The sequence below is a fragment of the Paenibacillus sp. R-74696 genome (assembly GCF_055814915.1).
The window spans coordinates 275783-295497 of sequence record NZ_JBPULM010000017.1; the positions used below are offsets into that span (position 1 = coordinate 275783).

Consider the following 19715-nt stretch of genomic DNA (forward strand, 5'->3'; position numbering starts at 1 on the left):
ACTTGGGGGTTGCCCTTTTGTACGATTTTTTATTTTTCTCCTTCGTTTATGATGGATGCATGAATAAAAGAGGAGTGAGTGATAGATAACAGAAAAGCTTTATAAACTTGGAAAATGATGTGCCAATCATCGCGGGAGGAGCTGCTGAATAAGGCTGCCCAAAAAAGAAAGGAGTTTTTAAAAACCCATGGTCAAGAGGGCGTTTTCGAACTTATGGTTCGTGACAACACGGCCGAGGCATTGAATGAATTGGGAATCAAGTTCGTTAAAACAATTATAACTCTTCCCGTAGATGTCTTGCTTTACTTATATCTGGATCTGTTTAAAGACGAGTCCGTCGTTATATTCAAGGACAGCTTGCGACGGTTGAGGTACGACGGCAAGCTCCGGCCCGACATTGACGACGACCTGATTTCCTTTAAATACGCGACTGTACAGTTCAATCTGATTTTATTTACAGGGAAGCAGGCATTGTGACCAAAACCTGCGACCGGGTGGCTGTCATGTACAGCGAAACCTGCCCCTTCACGATTCAATAACTTAAATTGGAGGAGAAATTATGAAAAAACGACTGACAGCGATTCTGACAATTGTGCTCGCACTGACCATGCTCTCCGCCTGCGGCAAAGATAGCGGGACTTCCACACAGGAGGAAATTCCGAAACCGGAAAATAGCAGCACTTCCGCACAGGATGAATTTCCGAAACCGGTTGGAAGTTATACGGTCGGGCGTACACAGATGGACTTCAAGTACAAAGCATCAGACAATTCAGAAAGGGAACTGACGGCGTTATTTTTCTATCCGTCCGACAGCAGTGGAGGCAAGCCAACGGCAGAATATGCATTTCCGGAGTTTCATTCACTGAGGGATGAGCTTCTGGTTAGATTAGGGGCTACAGCGGGTGGTGAGCAGCTTTTCGACTCCAATTTTAAGACAGGGTCTTACGACGATCTGGCCTTGTCTGAAAAGGAAAAACAATATCCGGTTTTATTCTTTGTTCATGGCGCAGGCGCTTACCCGCAGCAAGGCACTTTGTTCTCTCAGGACCTGGCAAGCTCCGGCTATATTGTGGTGTCAATCGGCCATGCCGAAAGTGGTGTGTACAAACTCAAGGATGGACGAACGGTTGGTATGACAGAGGAGTTTATGGACGAATTAACGAAATACGGAATGGAAGCGGCCGCTCTAACTCCCCCTGAAATTGTGACAGAGAAGCTCGAGGAAGAAAAAGCAATTGAGATTGCTCGCAAATTGACTTCGGCGCCTGAAGCAGTCAAGTTTGCAAAATATGCCGTTTTACAGAGCGAGGATGTTAGCTATGTCGCAGATAGTCTGCAAAAAATGAATGTAGGTGACATTGAATCCATGTTTAAAGGCAGATTGCAGCTTGAAATCGGTATGGGTGTGTTTGGACATTCTTTTGGAGGAACTACAGCGGCAATTGTTAGCCGTGACGATGACCGATTTGTCGGCGGTGTAAATCTAGATGGTAATATGTTAGGTGCCCTGGATAGCGACCTTAAGAAACCCTTCATGCAGCTCGGCACTGTGCTTGCTTATAATACGAATGCATTTCTTCTTGAATCCAACAGCCAGGAAACTTACTTTGCCATTATTGATAATGTGGTTCATGGTGACTTCTCCGATTCCTTGTTTACTACTACGGATAAAGCCTCCAGAGGAACCCGGGACGCCATGGATCAGCGCAACATTATTACATCTTATACAAAGGCGTTTTTTGATAGATATATGTTGAAAAAGGAAACGGAAATTGAAAGCCTTACCTTTGACGGCGTAGAAATGATTAAGAAGCCTCAAAAGCCTTAGCATTTATTTGCCTAAATTTCGCTAGGGCATTCATCCTTACCACCATGCATTAACGATTCGTCACCTTCTAGTACTGAATAATGGTGTGGTAGGAGATGAATTTAGAATAAAGCATATGGGTGTCGAGGATTTGGAGGACAGGAGATAAATGTAATTCCAGGCAGAAATTTTGTTTCAGTTATTCAAGCTACACCAACACCTTCGAGCAAAGCTTATGGAGATATCAACGAAAACATATTGAGAAAAGCTATTTTGTAGAATTTCCACAAAGTCGATCAAGGCGCGAGAATTACCAAGTAAGAGAATGACACAAAACAGCCCTCAATCTATCTAGTGATTAGGGGTTGTTTTGTGTCATTAGACATGGACATAGAGACAACAAGCAGTCGTGGTAAGGTTTTGAGTCCATTTATATATATTCACAAAACCCGTATTTATTTTCGTTTGTTAAAAAATCTTTTATAACCATGTATGTCAGCCCTTTCTCAACTAGATATTGATGGAGTAAATACAATAATCGAAGGCTTCGATAAAAATTTTGATTTAAAGTCTCTATCCGTACAGATAAATTATGATGGACCTGCAATGTCTCCTGAAGATGGTCAGTATGAATTCGTTTTGGTCGATAAGAATTTTAAAGAAAATCATGAAGAGAATTCGCTAGTCATTCGTTATCAAGAAAATGGAGTTACCGTGTATCACAATCCATTTATACAGTATTTTCCTTATGCAGAAAGTATGGTTGTTAAATATTTAGAGCTTATTGATGCGGGGAACATCACTAAATTGGCTAAATTTTTAAACCCAGACGATATCGACGTTCTGGAGTGGGTTGCTAATGAAATAATAAGCAACTATGAGAATTTTTTTAGTTCCGAGAACATGTCAGTACGTTATAAAAAACGGTTTACTTTCGTTATAGAGGACAGCAATGATAAAGAACACGAAATTGAATTGATTTATGGTGATGGATTGATGAGTATAAAGGATCAAGATCGTGGATCTTGATCCTGTTCTACATGAGAAATCCTTGGCTGAGACGAAGAGCCAGAGGATAAACTCATAAGAAAAACAACTCATAAACAACCTATATAATGTGTCACATGATATTGGCGCGTCCCATTTTTGTTATCGGGAGTGGCCTTTTTTTTATTGCCTTTGAACGGTTATTTAAGGGAGAATATGGGGAGCTATTTTCATCAATACTGTCCATAGGGGACAGTTAGTAAGTACCGACTCATCGTATTTGATCATGAGAAGCAACCATTTATACCTCTCACCGAATATTATCATCATGAACTTCTCCAAATTGACTGTAATGAAAATGGCATATTTTCAAGCAAAATCTCCTATTGAATATGTGGATCATCTTCTTGAGCACGACCCCACTTTTTAAACATTTAACTTTACAAAGTAGAATGCTTCATGTATATTCAGAATGATAAGAGGTTTAATTTACCATAATAACCATCAACTTACGGAGGTGTGGAAGACAAACAACAATCAGATTGGGATTTTTGATGCTCAGTACAGGGCACCTACAATTGGTATTATGCTGGTTCTGACAACCGTAGCTTTCGAAGGACTGGCTATCACGACTATTGCCGCGAAAATGGCACAAAGTTTAGAGGGCATTCATTTATACGGTTGGATATTCAGCGTATTTTTGTTATCTCAGCTTATTGGAACCTTGGTTATGGGTCAGCAGGTTGACAAGCGCGGTGTTTTTACATCCATGCTGGTATCTTTTAGTGTTTTTGTGCTAGGAACTGTGGTCTCCGCTATTTCTTTCGATATGCACATGCTTATTGCCGGAAGAGCCCTTCAAGGTTTTGGAGCGGGGGCCCTGATCACATGCGTTTATACCTGTGTGACATTGCATTATCCAGATGCACTTCGTACTCAAATCCTGGCCGCATTCTCTATGGCATTTGTACTGCCTTCCTTGATCGGGCCTTATGTAGCAGGCCTTATTGCTTCCTATATCTCGTGGCGATATGTTTTCTGGATCGTTCTACCTTTGATTGGATTGGCGCTCAGTCTTACATTCCGCTCTTTCCGTGATTTGCAGCTTCGGCAAGATCTGACAGGTCCAGCGCGAGCAACCGACTCGAAGATTATTTATGCGATTCTACTTGCCGTTGGAACGGGGCTGTTACTCACAGGACTTGGTATGATAACCGATTGGAAAGGCATAGTACTCACTTTGGGTGGATTAGTCGTCATGATCCCACCATTGCGTAAACTGCTGCCTGTGGGCACTTTTTCGGTAAAAAAAGGATTGCCTGCTACTTTGGTTTCCAGAGGGCTATATGTTGCTTGTTATTTTACAACGGAAAGTTTTGTGATCTTGGCACTAACCGAAGTGAAGGGGTTATCAGCTGACCTTGCTGGCCTTCTTGTAGCAGCAGGTTCTCTGAGCTGGTCCGCCGCAGCGTGGTTGCAAGCCAAGCTTGATGCACGAGATCAAGGTCTTGCCCGAAAGGGCAGAGTCATGACCGGCATTGGGATTATGATCGTTGGAACTGTACTCGTGATCCTGGCTCTTATTTTGACGGACGGTGGAATTATACTCATCCTTCTCTCGCAAATGATTACAGGGTTCGGTGTTGGATTGGCCAACCCTACTACTGCAGCCATTGCTTTACAACATGCCATGCCCAGGAAAGAGGGAGAAATGTCCGCGAATCTGCAATTTGTGGATTCCTTCTATATGGGAGTAAGCATTGGAGTTGGTGGCGCACTGATTGCCTTGTCCGAAACTTTACAATGGGGCATATCCACAGGCGTTTTGATCGTGTTAACACTGCAATTACTATTAGTCTTGTTAAGTTTCTTGGCAGCACTACGAATTAACAAACTCGTTCATCAAGAACATCATCCGATCAGCCAGGTGAAGGACAACATTTCCATGTAACGGATGACAGCCGCGTCGTTAAATACATCACGAAGAACGGGGGGACAAATTGCATTGGGAGGTAGATAAGATGGCACGTGTATTAGTAGTCATTACTCCAGCTGAAGGACATGTGAATCCGTCGTTAGGATTAGTTACTCAGTTGACGAACAATGGTGAGGAAGTCATCTATGTATGCACGGAGGAGTATCGTTCCCGAATTGAACAAACCGGTGCCCAGATACTTACCTATCCATTTCCACAAGATGCCTTCTCTCATGATCCGGTGTTGAAACCCCAGGAGTACAAGCATTCTTATCAGTTCATTCATATGATGGTAAGCGGTATCATTCGGAGGATCATCCCCAATGTGCTGCGAGTAATAGAGAATCAAAAGTTTGACTATATAATCTTTGATTCCCTGATGGGATGGGGAGGGACTATTCTTTCAGAAAAACTGGGAATTCCCGCGGTGTGTTCGATTGCCTCCTTTGCTTTTGTAGAGCCTCTCGGGTCTGGATCAGACCTTAATGAGACGGAGACGAAGGAGCTTTATGAGACTACGATGAAGATAACAACTGAGTTATCCGAAGAGTTTCAAGTGAGTATTCCAGCCATGGAAGAGATTCCTGCACATGCAGGTCAGTTAAAGCTCGTGTACACCAGCCGTTATTTTCAGCCGCAGGCCGAAAAGCTGGATGAAAGTTTTATTTTCACTGGTCCTTCGATCATAACACGTCAAGATGCTCCGGCCTTCTCGTTCGAGCTGCTTCGTGAACGGTACCCTCAAACCGTGTACATTGCCATGGGTACGATTTTAAATAAGGACTTGGATTTCTATCAGCTTTGCTTTGAAGCATTAGGGGATCTACCCGTGAATGTTGTTCTATCTTCAGGGAAATACACGGATATGGAGCCGCTGACGGAACAAATTCCTCCTAATTTTATCGTCAAGCCATACATTGCACAGTTGGACATGCTGCAGCATACAGATGTTTTTATTACACATGCTGGAATGAACAGCACGAGTGAGGCGCTATATTACAACGTTCCGATGGTGATGATCCCATTAACGTCAGATCAGCCTCTTGTTGCAAATCGGGTACAGGAGTTGGGCGCGGGTATTACTTTGAATAAACATAACCTCAGTGCAACTGATTTGAGAGAGGCGTTAACAGAAGTCCTACACAATTCACTTTATAAACGGCAGGCTTACCTCATCGGTGAATCTTTACGCCAGGCTGGCGGTTACAAGCGGGCCGCCGAAATGATCATGAGTCATATGGGTTCAGCCCGAGGAAGTTACACAATTTAGTGGTGTTCCATTCAAAGTCGCTTACAAAGCGGCTTTTTTTGTTTTTAGGAACCAAGTTCTTGTCCAAAGCCAAGGACAAGAACTTGGTTCCTTAGCCGAGAAAGACAAGAACATTGTGCCATTGTCAAATAGATGCTGATGTAAAGGGATTTGCACGTTTTAGCCCAAGCCTTAGAAGCATGCAAACAAACCATTTAAAAAAGATTGTTTTAGTATTAAAAGTGAGACAACGACTTTATGGAAGGGTCATCCTTAAGAGGATGGCAGCGTATCTGAGCTAACGTTAACAGCTCCGCTGAATTTTAGGTCCATGGAGAAAGGGCCTACAACCGAGAGAAAGTGGGACCAATTTGTTTATGGTGATCATCCGCTTCCGCGACAATACGCAAAATCATATGAGAAGCCTAATGTTAGGAAAAAGGCAAGGAATAAACTGATGCCAACATAGATTGAAATTTTTACATAAAGATTGCTTTTCCCAAAAAATCTCGAATGGTATACTTTCATAATGGGTTATCCCTCCAACGTTTTCCAACGGTCATTCAAGAATTTCTTAAGACTAGAAAAAATTAAGGTTGACATTAAATCATTCAGTTCTATAATTTGGTGAGGTGAGCTCTATTGAACTTTTGGTTGATGGAGAACATAAAGAAAGCTTAATGGGACACATCGATTTGGAACGTCCAATGATCAGAGATGAGGATAGAGAACATTGATTTTTAGAATATTCAAACCATTAATAACAGTAATCGTCGTTTGTATACTGGCAATATATGTGTTACCGCTCTCCGTTTCAGCCACGAACCAAGGAACACTTAACTCATCGGGGATGTCTGACATACCGACTGTGGAATCATTGCAACTTAATGTTAAATCCGCCATTCTCATTGAACAAACTACAGGAGATATTCTATTGTCCATCAATGCCGATCAGGGCTTAACGCCGGCAAGTATGGTCAAAATGATGACAGAGTACATTGTTGCAAAAAAAGTTAGAACAGGAGAGCTATCCTGGGATGACATCGTTACAGTCAGCGATCATGCATCTAAAAGCATAGGTAGCCGTGCATTTCTTTCAGAAGGAGATCAGTATACGGTAAAAGAACTGTACACCGCAATGGCAGTGGGATCCGCGAATGATGCTGCGATTGCTCTTTCTGAGCATGTATCGGGCACAGAACAGAACTTTGTAACACTTATGAATGAGGAAGCCAAACGCATGGAACTGACTAAAACCCATTTTATCAATGCTACCGGACTGAGCCGCGCCGACATGCCAGAAGGCTTTCGTCCTGATGAAATGGGAGAAACGCTGATGTCAGCAAAAGACGCGGCCACATTGGCAAAAAACCTTATTCAAGATGAACCAGATTATGCTGATGTCACAGCCATTCCTTTTTACAAGATGCGTAAGTCTGATAAAGATCCAATTCTTAATTCAAACCGGATGCTAGAGACTAACAAAGCTATTCCGAGTTATGCTTATGAGGGCTTGGATGGGCTCAAGACAGGATATACTGAAAGCGCAGGCTATTGCTTTACCGGAACTGCAGAGCGCAATGGTATGCGTTTAATCAGTGTTGTCATGGGGACTCCATCGATGGGGAGCCGTTTCGAAGAGACGGCAAAGGTATTAGACTATGGATTCAATCACTTTACAATGAATCAAGTCATTCCTGCTGGGAGTTTAGTCACTGGAATGGAAACATCTCCTGTCAAGGGCGGGAAAGAAAAAAATGTTCAGATAGTAACAAAAGATGATGTTTATTTTATTCTCCCGAAATCAGATGTATCTACACAACCTATTGCTACAGTCAATTTAGTTCCAGGTGGGCTCGCTGCCCCGGTGGTAGCTGGTACAAAAGCTGGAACGGCGACATTTACTTACGTAGTCAAAGGGCAAAGCGTCGTACAATTAAGAACGGTTGATTTAATCACTGAGCGAACAGTAGAGAAAGAAAACTGGTTTATGTTACTTCTTCGGTCAATTGGTGGTTTCTTTAGTGCTGATTAGCAAGTGTCAAGATGCTTTGAAAGATTATGAATTGGAGAACGAATAAGGTCTTTTAACTTGAACGGAATGATAAACAAAAAAGAAATATACAGCAGAACGATTTCGAGTGGAGACTGATCCCGATACTTGATCAGTTGAATATAAGAAGTCTTGCTAAGTCACTCCATGATTGAAACCATTTTCGAGCAGGAAAGAAGCTGCCAAGTTTGAAGAGGGGTTTAAACTCGCTTCTTTCATAAGTTGTCTCTTACAACCGATGGAAAACAGGTAACCACTCCTGATTTTCCACCGGTTGTTCTATTTTTTGTGATGAAATTTTTTGCAGTAAAAAGCTTTTTTCAGAATTGTCGAAGGACAAGAACATATTCCCATTGAAGTCGCTATTTTAGCGGCTTTTTTATTTTATCGGTACAAGTTCGTGTTCCGAGCCAAGGACAAGAACTTGTACTGGTTGCCGATTAGATGATTATCTAAGGGAAGTGGTGGGTCTTTCTTGAATGACTGAAATGCTAAAAACTGGTTTAGACGTGTTTATCTCTCCTCCGATATTCATCATTATTTTGTTTAATTCCGTTCGTTTCAATTCAAGTACATGGTTGGGCTACAATACTCAAATATTTGTAACAGGTTCAGTAACTATTATTTAGATTTTAAATTTCAGGAAAAACACAAAACGACCGTTCACCGGTTGATACCGGAAAACGGTCGCAGCTTAGACGGTGTCTTTTTAGTAATGTAAGGCTTACTTTAAATTTTCGCTGAAGAAAGACTTGTGCTTGTCAAATGGAATGTATTCCATTTGATCGTACAGATCCACATGGTCTGCGCCGGGAACAATATATAGTTCCTTTTTTTCGCCCGCCAGTTTGTAAGCATCTTCACTATAGTATCTCGAGTGGGCATTTTCACCAGCAATAAACAGAAGAGGACGCGGAGAAATCGTTTCAACTTTCTCTAATGGGAAAAAGTTCATGACTGCCGGAATGCTTGTAAGACTCATTGCTGCTGAGCGTGGGTGTTGTCCCCTAGGTGTACCGTAATACTCACCAAACTCTTTTGCTGCCGCTTCTTGGGAGGGTTTCAATTGTACGGCTGTTCCTAAGCCGTATTTCTTCTGTCCACCCTCAAATTCGGTCCAACGCTGTTCAGCAGCTTCTTCAATATCTTGAATAGTGATCTCATCAAATTTTTTTCAGACATCAGTTTGATAACAGCATTTTTCAAGGATTCTTGTGTTTTTAAGAATTCTTCGATTCACTTTTGTCATCGCGATATTCACCTGTCTTTCTTAGATAATAGCCACTTTTGAATTATTTGTTGATAATTCATCGGTTCAAGCTTTATTAACCATTGATTATCCATGTCATAATTTATAATAATGGACATGAGTTGATTAAACAATTTAATTTGCTTATCCATATCCAAATATGTTTTATCTCTGTAACGATCTAAAGAAAATCAAAGGAATGGTGATGAAAATTGAAAGAAAAGATGACTATCATATTACAATTCAGATGGGCGTGGGAGACCCCAAAAAAATGGAGATAAGCTTTATAGAATCACATTTATAAAATGATTTCGCACAAGCATAGAACCTTTCATTTAAACAAAATTCTTTAAACTCATCTATAAAGGGAGGTAACTATCGGAGATTACAAATGAAAGTTGATTTAATGGAAAAGATAAGGTGGATCCTCACCCAAATGGAGGAAGATATTTTTCATAAAGGAGGGGATTTATCTGATGTATAAGCGTAAAAATCTACTTATATTTATTTTGACCACAGGGGCTTTTGGCATTATAAATACTGAAATGGGTGTTATAGGGATATTACCCTATATTGCTGATCACTTTGATGTCAGTGTATCCAAAGCAGGGTTACTGGTGAGTCTTTTTGCCCTTGTTGTTGCTATATCAGGTCCAACTATGCCGTTATTATTTTCGGGGATAAACCGCTAATAACAGGGGAGTGTAATTTCTTTTTACTATAAAAGTTGATAAAGGGAGGAGAAAGATGTATGTCTTTAATTGTTTAAACCGTTATGTCAGTATGTATTTTGACTGGTTTATATATTGTAGTAAGTAATTTAATGGATTCTCCACGAATTCTAAGTTATTCAAAACATCTATATGAACAATTTGAAAAGAATCTTTATGAAGATAAATGCGAAGTGAAGAATAAAATATAAGAAGCAAAGGAAGGAGATCTGCTCCATCCTTATTGGTCGCTGGGCTAAGCAAGCACTCACTGCAGGTTGTTATTGTAGAAACTCATCCAAAAGGCTGAGTTTTAATTCCATTAATTTGGACTATTTGATGACGAAATCAAATAGGGATCAATGTAAGATGAGAGTAGGAATAGGGGCAGGACCAAATTTCAAGGAGAACAGTTCAGTAAGAAAAAAGGCAATTCGAGCATCATTAAACATAGATAGTACAAAGGATAACGATTTAGACAGGAGATATTAATGTATAGGGAGGTAAATCTATAATGAACAAACAAACTAAATGGATTCATGCAGGTGATTTGGAAGCGCTTAAACGAGAGGGTGTTAAGGTTCTTAAAGGGGGTATCGCTGTTTTTTATCATGAGAATAGTGTCTATGCAGTAGATAATCGCTGTCCGCATTTGGGGTTTCCTCTACACATGGGCAGCTTGTGTGAAGGTATCCTAACTTGTCATTGGCACCATGCTCGTTTTGATGTTTGTAGTGGTGGAACTTTAGATCCTTGGGCAGACGATGTGCCTGTTTATGAAGTAAAGGTTGAAGATGGTGAGGTATGGGTAAATCAGCAGTCAAAACAGTCGAATGATATAGAAAAGTATAAGATGAGGTTGAAGGAAGGACTGGAGCAAAATATTGCAATTGTAATTGCGAAAGCAGTTGTGGGGTTAGTAGAAGCCGACGTTCCGGAAGCGGATATTGCACGGGTTGGTATAGATTTTGGTACGGCATTTGGAAGCGGTTGGAATTCAGGTTTAACAATTCTTACTGCCATGACACGTATGATTCCAAATCTTGATAAAGAAGGAAAAATTTTAGCTCTATATCATGGGTTGGTGCATACAGCGCGAAACAGTTCAGGTAGAGGACAACGGCATATGTTAAGCACATTGCCTTCCAATGATGCATCAATAGCAAGATTAATTGAATGGTACCGGAATTGCATTGAGGTTAGAGATACGCAGGGAGCTGAGCGTATTCTACTAACTGCAATCAACAAAGCGGTATCCGATGAACAACTGGCAGAAATGATGCTGATGGCTGTGACAGATCATTTTTACCTCGATGGTGGTCATACATTTGATTTTCATAATAAAGCATTCGAAGCACTTCAATATGTGGAAAATGATCAGAAGAGCAAGGTGCTTACTTCGCTGGTCACTATGCTTGGAAATGCAAGTCGCAGTGAGGAGTTGCACCAGTGGCAGGCTCCCATTGATCTTGTAACACCCTTACAAGAAGCGTTTGATAGTTTATCACAAAATCCATCAGTGAAAATTCGACAATTAACTGAGAGTGAGGAAGATGAGATCATTGAACAGCTTTTAGGTGATAAGCCACTTGAAACAATACAGCTATTGACCCGCATAATGGTGAGTGGAGGGCAGCCTGTTCATGTAGCTCAGCTCTTAACTTTAGCAGCTGGAGAACGAATTGTACGTTTCCATACACAAAATGACTTTCGGGATTGGATTTCGGTACTTCATACATTTACTTACGCTCACGCTGTACACGAAAGGCTACGTCATTCCACAAATCCTTTACTGATTCGTGGTATATATCATGGAGCAATGAGTATTTATTTAGACCGTTTTCTTAATGTGCCTGCTGCTTCTCGACCAAAGAATACTAAACTGGTCGATACCATTCAACCAGAGAAGCTTTTAGATGTTATGGATAAACGTCAAAATGTCAACGAAGCTGCCCGTTGGGTTATTGGATTCCTTAATAATCAAGGGAGTCCCCAGCAACTTATTAATCAATTGGGTCATGCATTATTGAGAGAAGATGCTGATTTCCATACCTTTCAAATGTATGAAGCAGCTATTGCCGAATACGATAATTGGGATTTAAGAACCGATTCATTCGCAGTGAGAGCACAAGAAACGATGCTTCTAGCAGTAACCCGTTATTTAGCGGCACATGCTCCAACGGCTAGAGAACTATCGCATACAGCGCGAATCGCTTCCCGTCTGTATCGTGGAGAAAGGTTGTTTGAAGAGGAATAATTCATTTCCCAATGGATTTAAAACCTTTTCATTAACTGATTTGAGGAAAGGCACCTAATCTAGTTAATCAATCAAAACGAAACAAAACAAGGGGCAGCAGGGCTAAGCTGCTCTTTGTAATATTAACAATCGATACACCCCACACTAACATACGCTCACCGCATTCGACTTCCTTTCGCGCCCCGTTCATTTACTTGTAATACGGTCTCTTTCTAAAATATACGGTACTTATTTGGTGGTTTGTTGATTAATCAACAAATTGTGAGGAATTGATCATTGCATGTATTATGTTTCTATATAAAATAATAAACATTAGTTGGTTATACAATTAGTGTTTTGAATCGTGTTTTTTGAATTATCATTTCTGAGACTACTATGCTGTGATAAAAGAAGTAATGCATTTAAGGAGGAAATGTATCATGAAGACATGGACGAATCAAGAACTTGACAAGATTACTGAAACGAATGACTTTCACATCTCACCGTTCCGTTAAGACGGAATAACCCTCGGCACCCGGACTTGGATATGACTTGGTTTGCTCTCAACAATTTTAAACCGAGATAATTTCCTTCGCAGTGACATGGTAAACGTTTCTTATGATGCTCTAACTGCCAAAGTGAATGGTAGTGATGGCACTTTATTAGCCCAATTAGTAGTAGAAGGTGCGGTTGATTTTGAAGTTGCTAGAACATTTCAAAACTCACTTGGAACGAATAGCGGACAGACAAATAATGAGTTGACTGATGTGAGGATTAAATTAACATTCGACAATGAAGAATTCATTGTGAAAATGTATGACAATCCGACAAGTCGGGACTTTTTAACAAGACTTCCGTTAAAGCTCAATTTTAAGGAGTTTGGTGGATTCGAAAAACTTAGCATTTTGGAAGAAGCTTTATCCACTGAAAATGCACCGCCAGGAGAAGAACCGAAAGTTGGGGGTTTGGGGTACTATGCGCCTTGGAATGATGTGAATATGTATTATACAGACTGGAGTTACTCAAGTGATCTGGTGAAGTTAGGGAAGATCGAATCCGATCTCGAAGAGTTTGCCAATAAGCTTCAAACTATGCAGAATGATTTCACGGTTACCATTCAAAAGGTGAATTAGGAGGATTAACAACAAGATGAGAAAAATGTTATCACTACTTTTCGTATTATTGATGGCTTTCTCCCTTTCTGCTTGTGGCTATAAAGAGGAGTCAAGCTCTGAAAGAAATAATAATGAAGTGTCCGGAAATACGGCTACTAATCAAGATAGTACGCTTAATGAAACAACCAGTGAATCGAATACTAACCAAGATTTTTTATCAAGGCTCCCGCTGACGCTCAAATTTGAGGAGTATGGCGGTTTTGAGAAATTGAGCATTTTGGAACAAGGACTGAGTATAGAAGATGCGCCAGCAGGAAGTATTCCGGAGCCAGGTGATATCGGTTATTACGCTCCGTGGAAAGATGTGAACATGTATTATACAGATTGGAGTTATTCGAGTGGACTAGTTAAATTAGGAAAGATCGAATCTAACCTGGAAGAGTTTACTAATAAACTTCAAACTATGAAGGATGATTTTATGGTTACCATTAAAAAGATGAACTGAATTAATTATATTAGTTGCGAAGTATGTAGTAATATGGAGAGTACCCATTTGTCAGGTGCAAAGGGGTACTCTTTTCATTTTATATTGAGGCTCATTACACTAACGATACATATGAAATTATACTTAATATGCTTGTCAAAATTAATTGTGATTCCTAGAGGCACTGCAGATTTTTCTCCTGCGATGCATACGAAGGGAGAAGTGACAGCAGTTATATCAAATTGGAGCAAGCCTATAGAGGAGAAATGATTGAAAACATAAATGTTTTTGATTTTATCCTATCTGCAAACGATATGATAAAGATAGCTTTGCTGGATAAAGGCAAAACCCCGTTTTCATGTTACTGACCATTAGAATTAATATAGGGTGTTCAAGAGGTCCTTATTTTGAAAGAAGCAGAATATGATTTCCTTAGAGATATACTAAGATATGTTACCAGTAAAATTGACAATGAAGACATCATTAATAAGCTTCGATTCCTATAACCTCAGAACCAAATGCAGGTGGCACATATTACTCTGACTTCGTGCATACACTTGCAGTATTTTATGGAGATGGCATCGTATATGTGGGCAGAGCGGAATGGTTAGAACCTGGAGTTGATGAGAAATATAATGAAAATATTGAATAGGTATGGTTAAAATATTTCTATTAAACAGGGATCAGGCTGTCCAAAAAGCCTAGACAGCCTGAAGTTGTAATTCAGTAGCTTTTTTTTCATTTGATTTACCTTTTATACCACCCTCTCAAGTAATACTCCAACTTGGTTCGCCATGACTTGAGGTGGATACGGCATTCCGTTCGTTATCCACCATTCCACTATTCCTACGAAAGCTGTTCCCATAAAGGAGCCCATAATCACTTTATCCAATTCCTGGTTTCTTTCTTCGTTCATATTTACTTCACCTTTATATTCTTCAATAAGAAACTCAAGGAACCGGGCACGAAAAAGAGGAGTTCCTTTACTTGCTAACATTGTTGAAAAGAATAAATAATTACGCTCAAAGTATTCGAAATAGACCAGATTCGCTTCATTCCACTCCATTTCACATGCATATTGGTTGATGTCCTTCATGTTGGTAATATGTTCTTCAATCAGTTTATCCAGCAGATCATATTTATCAGTGTAATGTAGGTAGATGGTTGCCCGGTGAACATCTGCCCTGTTGGAAATATCCTGGATAGTAATAGAATCAAAATTCTTTTCTGACATCAATTCAATGAGGGCCTTTTTTATTGCGTGCTGTGATTTGAGTATTCTTCTATCTATTTTAGGCACGTTTATTTCACCAAGCTCTCTTAGTTAATAGTCAATTCAAAGGATTATGTAAAATAATCGACAGATAGAGATTATTTTACGATTGTAAACCACTCGATTCTATATATTATTATACACATGTCGTCTAAACGATCAATATCGCGCAGTAGCAGAGGAGAGATTCAAAAGAACAGGGAGTATGTATACATGAAACCAGCGAAGGGTTATGATCTCTCTGTGTATACCACTTTGATGGTTATGCCAATGCCTCAGAGGTCAGTCCTTATGCAAAGACTGCCATACACTGGATGGTGGGTACTCGGGAAGTGGTACAAATTGTTACCCTCAGGCTCTGTAACCCTTGCCCAGGCTGAAACCACGAAAAAACACCGGGCATTGATTACACAGGTGTCATTGATAGTAAATAAGTCAAAATTAATCAAAGTGCTTGCGGGTTGGATCAAAAGAAGCACTTGGGTAATCGGGAATATATTATAGCAATTGAATTAGTAGAGTAAAGAGGCGATATTGCTTATGTTGAAAAATATCGAAAAACCAATAAAAGCTCCTCAAGATCTGGTTAATTTACCAGAAAAATCTGGAAACTTACAACTGGATGGGTTATCCGCAATCATGTTCTGTCTGCATACCCAAGGGCGACAAGGAACGTATTTTCTGAAGGATCATCTTCTGCTGTTTGTGAAATCGGGTATGTATAAGGTCCGTTTCAGAGATCAGGAGTATACCGTGCGGAGCAACGAAATGGTGTTTCTTCACAAATCGATTGCAATTGAGTATGAGAAATCTGGGGATTCCGGTAGCGAATATACGCTTGATTACATGATGTTTTTTATCAAAGAAAAATTGTTAGAGGAATTTGTTCAATTCGCAGGGATGAAATCGATTTATCCCGTGAACGATGTTGTTCCGGTATCAATTCTTCCGGTCAACGAGCTTACCAGAACTTATTTTGAATCGTTGCAGCCTTATTTCGTCACAACCGGCGAGATCAGCGAGGGATTAGTTAAGGTGAAATTAATGGAATTGCTGTTTCACCTAACGAGTTCGAATGAGCGTTTTTTGTACCAGCTAATGCAAACTGGCGTCCGCGATAACCATGGCATTGAAAAAATTATGGAGGATAATTTCGCTAATCCCGTGTCGCTCCAGGATCTGGCTTATTTGTCCGGCCGAAGTTTGTCGACGTTCAAGAGAGAGTTTCAGGCTATATATCATACTTCCCCGTTGAAATGGATCCGCAACCGGAGGCTGGATCGAGCAGAGAATCTGCTCTTGGATACGCAGCTTACCGTCACAGATATTTGTTACTCCGTCGGATTTGAGAACATGGCTCACTTCTCTAAAGTATTTAAAGAACGTTATGGGCTTGCGCCATCGGTGTTCAGAAATCGAGTGAAACGGGGAAATGACCTAAATAAACAAATGAAATGAGCTTGTCAGCAAAGAAATGAATATTAAAACTTGATAATCTTATATCAAGCAATAAAACAATAACACATTTAAATAGAAACAAGGAGAGATCTCAAATGAAAACACTGGTACTTGTATTCCATCCTAATCTTTCTGAGTCCCGTCTTAACAGTCGCTGGGCGGATGAAATGGAGAAGCAGGCAGGCGTTAAGGTTCATCGTGTTTATGAAGCATATCCTACCGAGGAAATTGATGTTGCTGCCGAGCAAAAACTAATGGAGCAACATGATCGTATCATTCTGCAATTCCCATTTTATTGGTATAGCTCACCATCCTTACTGAAGAAATGGGAAGATACGGTTCTTACCTACGGTTGGGCATACGGAAGCACAGGCAACAAGTTACATGGCAAGGAATTTCTGCTGGCTGTTAGTGTAGGGGCTTCTGAGGAATCCTATGCACTTGATGGTGCCTTCGGTTACACCCTTACAGAATTACTGCGGCCATTCCAGGCAACGAGCAACATGATCGGCACCAACTATTTAGTGCCGTTTACAATTAGCGGGGTTATGCAATTATCCGATGAACAAATTGAGCAAGCGGCTAAAGACTACTTGGCTTACGCGCTCAACCCTGAAATAGCTACTCTGACTGCTCGTTAATCGGCCAGAGTAGAGGTTAGTTGGCTTTACATCAGAAAGCAGAATAAGGCGGCAGTCATTTCAATTGAAGCAACAAAATTAAGAATTTTCTATCCCTGAGCTTACCGCTTCGGCTTCTAATGTCCCAGAGTCCATATGTATCGTTTTGATCATGGAAAATGGGATCGGAAATATTGGATTTCAGAAAGAGTTTTTATGCAGATTGTTAAGCGAACAAAATTTAACATTAAGGTGGAGAATAAGATGAAAGCCAATATCATGTATGCTGCAGGTGACGTTCGCGTCGAGGAAGTTCCTATTCCGCAACTGCAAAAATCGACGGATGCCCTTTTGAAAGTGGTGGTAGCCTGTATCTGTGGAAGTGACCTGCATCCGTATCACAGTATGCATCCCCATGCGCACGGCGAGGGGGATGCGATGGGCCATGAAGTCATTGGCCGGATTGAGGCGATGGGATCGGAGATCTCTGGATTTAAGAAAGGTGACCTAGTCATTGTACCTTTTGCAGTTGGAGACAACACCTGCCCCTTCTGTAAAGAAGGATTAATGACTTCTTGTGTGCACGGAAGCTTTATGAACGGCTGTCAGGCGGAATATGTCCGTGTGCCTCAAGCCCAGGGAAGCATGTTCAAATTGCCAGACGAAGTTGATGAAAATTCTCCGCTGCTCCCGTCTTTGCTGACCTTGTCTGACGTTTACGGCACAGGCTACCATGCAGCGAAGATGGGTGGCGTAGATGAGAACACAACGGTAGCGGTTATTGGAGATGGAGCTGTTGGTCTGTTGGCCGTTCTGTCCGCAAAGAAGCTTGGAGCCAAGACCATCATTTTAATGGGCCGCCATCAAGAACGGACGAATCTGGGAATTGCTTTTGGAGCCACCCACGTAATTCCTGAGCGGGGAGAAGAAGGCGTTGAGAAGGTTCGAAAGTTGACGAATGGCGAAGGAGTCCATGTCGTGCTTGAATGTGTAGGCTTGATGCCGGCTTACGAGATGAGTATTGGAGCAGTGCGGTCGGGCGGTGTAATTAGCCGCGTTGGGGTTCCTCAATATGATGAAGCACCGGTAGGCTTCACAAGCTTATTCGGACGCAACATCACCCTTACGGGAGGACCTGCTCCGACACGTGCCTACATGGACATCTTGCTGCCGGACATCTTGAACGGAACTGATGAACCTGGCCGTGTTTTCGATGTAACCGTTGATCTGGACCGCGTACCGGAAGGTTACCGTGCAATGGACAAGCGTGAAGCACTTAAAGTTTTGGTCAGACCTTAATAATGTTTTTAATCCGGCATTTAGGGTAGAGCATATTCCTAAAGTGTCGGGGGACAAGAACATAGTCCCATTAGAGTCGCTATTTTAGCGGCTTTTTTATTTTATCGGTACAAGTTCTTGTCCCGAGTATGTCATTATAAATAATACCGAGCATTTGCTGTGACTATGGGTTATAAGATGCAACTTACTGAAGCTTTGGTAATCCAGGGTTACCTATTACTTTGCATTAAATTATGCTACCTTAATTTCTGAGAAATAGTGATACCCCTGGTGTTAAGCCCAGAGGGCAACCGGAGGTTTGATAAAGCCGAGAACCTTTTATTAGAAACGACGATTTCCGTCCCTGATATTTGTTACTTCGTGGGGTTCGAGAACATCGCTCATTTCTCCAAAGTGATCAAGCTTCGGTTTGGACAGTCTTCGTCGGAATATAGACAACAGTGTGAAGAACAGGGTAAGTACAAACTAAAAAAAACCTAAAAAACACGCTTCGGTCGTATAACGTTTCGCGGTTGTTTCCGTAAAACGTTATATATCAAAATATTTGGGCTAAATGAACAAATGAAATGGGCCTGTCAGCAAAGAAACAATGGGTCTTTCTTGATATTCTTAATTCATGCAGTACAGCTTGACCCACTAAAAGAAATAAGGAGAGATATTATATGAAAACTCTGGTGCTTGTATTCCACCCTAATCTGTCTGCTTCCCGTCTCAACCGCCACTGGGCTGAAGAAATGGAGAAACAGCCTGATGTAACGGTTCACCGCGTTTATGAAGCTTACCCTAATGAGGAAATCGATGTTGATGCCGAGCAGAAGCTGATGGAGCAGCATGATCGGGTCATTCTGCAATTCCCTATTTATTGGTACAGCTCACCATCATTGCTGAAAAAATGGCAGGATACTGTACTCACTTACGGATGGGCATATGGAAGCACAGGTAACAAACTGCATGGCAAAGAACTCCTGCTTGCCGTTAGCGTAGGTGCTTCAGAAGACTCCTATACGGCTGAAGGTGCGTTCAGCTTCACTCTTACAGAACTGCTTCGGCCGTTCCATGCAACAAGCAACATGATTGGTACACGTTATTTGACACCTTACGCAGCCTTTGGAGTCATGCAGTTAACCGATGAACAAATTGAACAAACTGTGAAAGACTATTTGGCTCATGCACTGAAACCAGCCGCAGAATAGAAAGGCG

Annotated in this window: 16 protein-coding genes and 1 pseudogene; 15 read left to right on the top strand and 2 right to left on the bottom strand. The window is 41.1% G+C overall.

Annotated features, from left to right (window positions below; genetic code table 11):
* Nucleotides 1-213 precede the first annotated feature (213 nt).
* The 6 genes from ACSR9A_RS03745 (at nt 214) to ACSR9A_RS03770 (ending at nt 8053) form a co-directional block, all read left to right on the top strand.
* On the top strand, nt 214-477 hold the full coding sequence (locus ACSR9A_RS03745) for a hypothetical protein (protein ID WP_473755700.1): 264 nt from the start codon (nt 214-216) through the stop codon (nt 475-477).
* 82 nt (nt 478-559) lie between these two features.
* Nucleotides 560-1828: an alpha/beta hydrolase gene (locus tag ACSR9A_RS03750; protein ID WP_473755702.1), complete on the top strand. Its 1269-nt coding sequence runs from the start codon at nt 560-562 to the stop codon at nt 1826-1828.
* A 585-nt stretch (nt 1829-2413) separates the two neighbouring features.
* Nucleotides 2414-2836 (top strand): hypothetical protein, encoded by a 423-nt coding sequence (locus ACSR9A_RS03755; RefSeq protein ID WP_473755704.1) that lies wholly within the window; start codon nt 2414-2416, stop codon nt 2834-2836.
* Between the two features lie 544 nt (nt 2837-3380).
* On the top strand, nt 3381-4745 hold the full coding sequence (locus ACSR9A_RS03760) for an MFS transporter (protein ID WP_473755871.1): 1365 nt from the start codon (nt 3381-3383) through the stop codon (nt 4743-4745).
* A 70-nt stretch (nt 4746-4815) separates the two neighbouring features.
* Nucleotides 4816-6039 carry a macrolide family glycosyltransferase gene (locus tag ACSR9A_RS03765; protein WP_473755706.1) on the top strand — a complete coding sequence of 408 codons (1224 nt, stop codon included), beginning with the start codon at nt 4816-4818 and terminating at the stop codon, nt 6037-6039.
* A gap of 712 nt (nt 6040-6751) precedes the next feature.
* Entirely contained in the window at nt 6752-8053 is a 1302-nt protein-coding gene (locus tag ACSR9A_RS03770) for a D-alanyl-D-alanine carboxypeptidase family protein (protein WP_473755707.1), read from the top strand.
* Nucleotides 8054-8795: 742 nt separating this feature from the next.
* Here the strand turns inward: ACSR9A_RS03770 and ACSR9A_RS03775 are convergent.
* Entirely contained in the window at nt 8796-9137 is a 342-nt protein-coding gene (locus tag ACSR9A_RS03775) for an alpha/beta hydrolase (protein WP_473755709.1), read from the bottom strand.
* 659 nt (nt 9138-9796) lie between these two features.
* Between ACSR9A_RS03775 and ACSR9A_RS03780 the strand changes: the two are divergent.
* The 4 genes and pseudogenes from ACSR9A_RS03780 to ACSR9A_RS03795 form a co-directional block, all read left to right on the top strand.
* Nucleotides 9797-10009 (top strand): annotated as a pseudogene (locus ACSR9A_RS03780) (MFS transporter); the annotation flags it as partial.
* A 535-nt stretch (nt 10010-10544) separates the two neighbouring features.
* Nucleotides 10545-12287: a Rieske (2Fe-2S) protein gene (locus ACSR9A_RS03785; protein WP_473755711.1), complete on the top strand. Its 1743-nt coding sequence runs from the start codon at nt 10545-10547 to the stop codon at nt 12285-12287.
* A 536-nt stretch (nt 12288-12823) separates the two neighbouring features.
* Nucleotides 12824-13399, top strand: coding sequence for a cyclophilin-like fold protein (locus tag ACSR9A_RS03790; protein WP_473755713.1), 576 nt, complete (start codon nt 12824-12826; stop codon nt 13397-13399).
* A 16-nt stretch (nt 13400-13415) separates the two neighbouring features.
* A complete protein-coding gene (locus ACSR9A_RS03795) occupies nt 13416-13886 on the top strand; it encodes a cyclophilin-like fold protein (RefSeq protein WP_473755715.1) in 471 nt (156 codons plus the stop codon).
* Between the two features lie 733 nt (nt 13887-14619).
* Here ACSR9A_RS03795 and ACSR9A_RS03800 read toward each other — a convergent pair.
* Nucleotides 14620-15165, bottom strand: coding sequence for a TetR/AcrR family transcriptional regulator (locus ACSR9A_RS03800; RefSeq protein ID WP_473755717.1), 546 nt, complete (start codon nt 15163-15165; stop codon nt 14620-14622).
* 513 nt (nt 15166-15678) lie between these two features.
* Here ACSR9A_RS03800 and ACSR9A_RS03805 point away from each other — a divergent pair.
* From ACSR9A_RS03805 to ACSR9A_RS03825, 5 genes are all read left to right on the top strand, one after another.
* The gene (locus ACSR9A_RS03805) at nt 15679-16596 is read left to right on the top strand and encodes a helix-turn-helix domain-containing protein (RefSeq protein ID WP_473755719.1); all 918 of its coding nucleotides are present in this window, start codon (nt 15679-15681) and stop codon (nt 16594-16596) included.
* A 95-nt stretch (nt 16597-16691) separates the two neighbouring features.
* The gene (locus ACSR9A_RS03810; RefSeq protein ID WP_473755721.1) at nt 16692-17237 is read left to right on the top strand and encodes an NAD(P)H-dependent oxidoreductase; all 546 of its coding nucleotides are present in this window, start codon (nt 16692-16694) and stop codon (nt 17235-17237) included.
* A gap of 243 nt (nt 17238-17480) precedes the next feature.
* Nucleotides 17481-18515 (top strand): zinc-binding dehydrogenase, encoded by a 1035-nt coding sequence (locus ACSR9A_RS03815; protein ID WP_473755723.1) that lies wholly within the window; start codon nt 17481-17483, stop codon nt 18513-18515.
* 270 nt (nt 18516-18785) lie between these two features.
* On the top strand, nt 18786-18995 hold the full coding sequence (locus tag ACSR9A_RS03820; RefSeq protein ID WP_473755725.1) for a helix-turn-helix domain-containing protein: 210 nt from the start codon (nt 18786-18788) through the stop codon (nt 18993-18995).
* A 182-nt stretch (nt 18996-19177) separates the two neighbouring features.
* Nucleotides 19178-19708, top strand: coding sequence for an NAD(P)H-dependent oxidoreductase (locus ACSR9A_RS03825; RefSeq protein WP_473755727.1), 531 nt, complete (start codon nt 19178-19180; stop codon nt 19706-19708).
* The last annotated feature ends 7 nt before the right edge of the window (nt 19709-19715 follow it).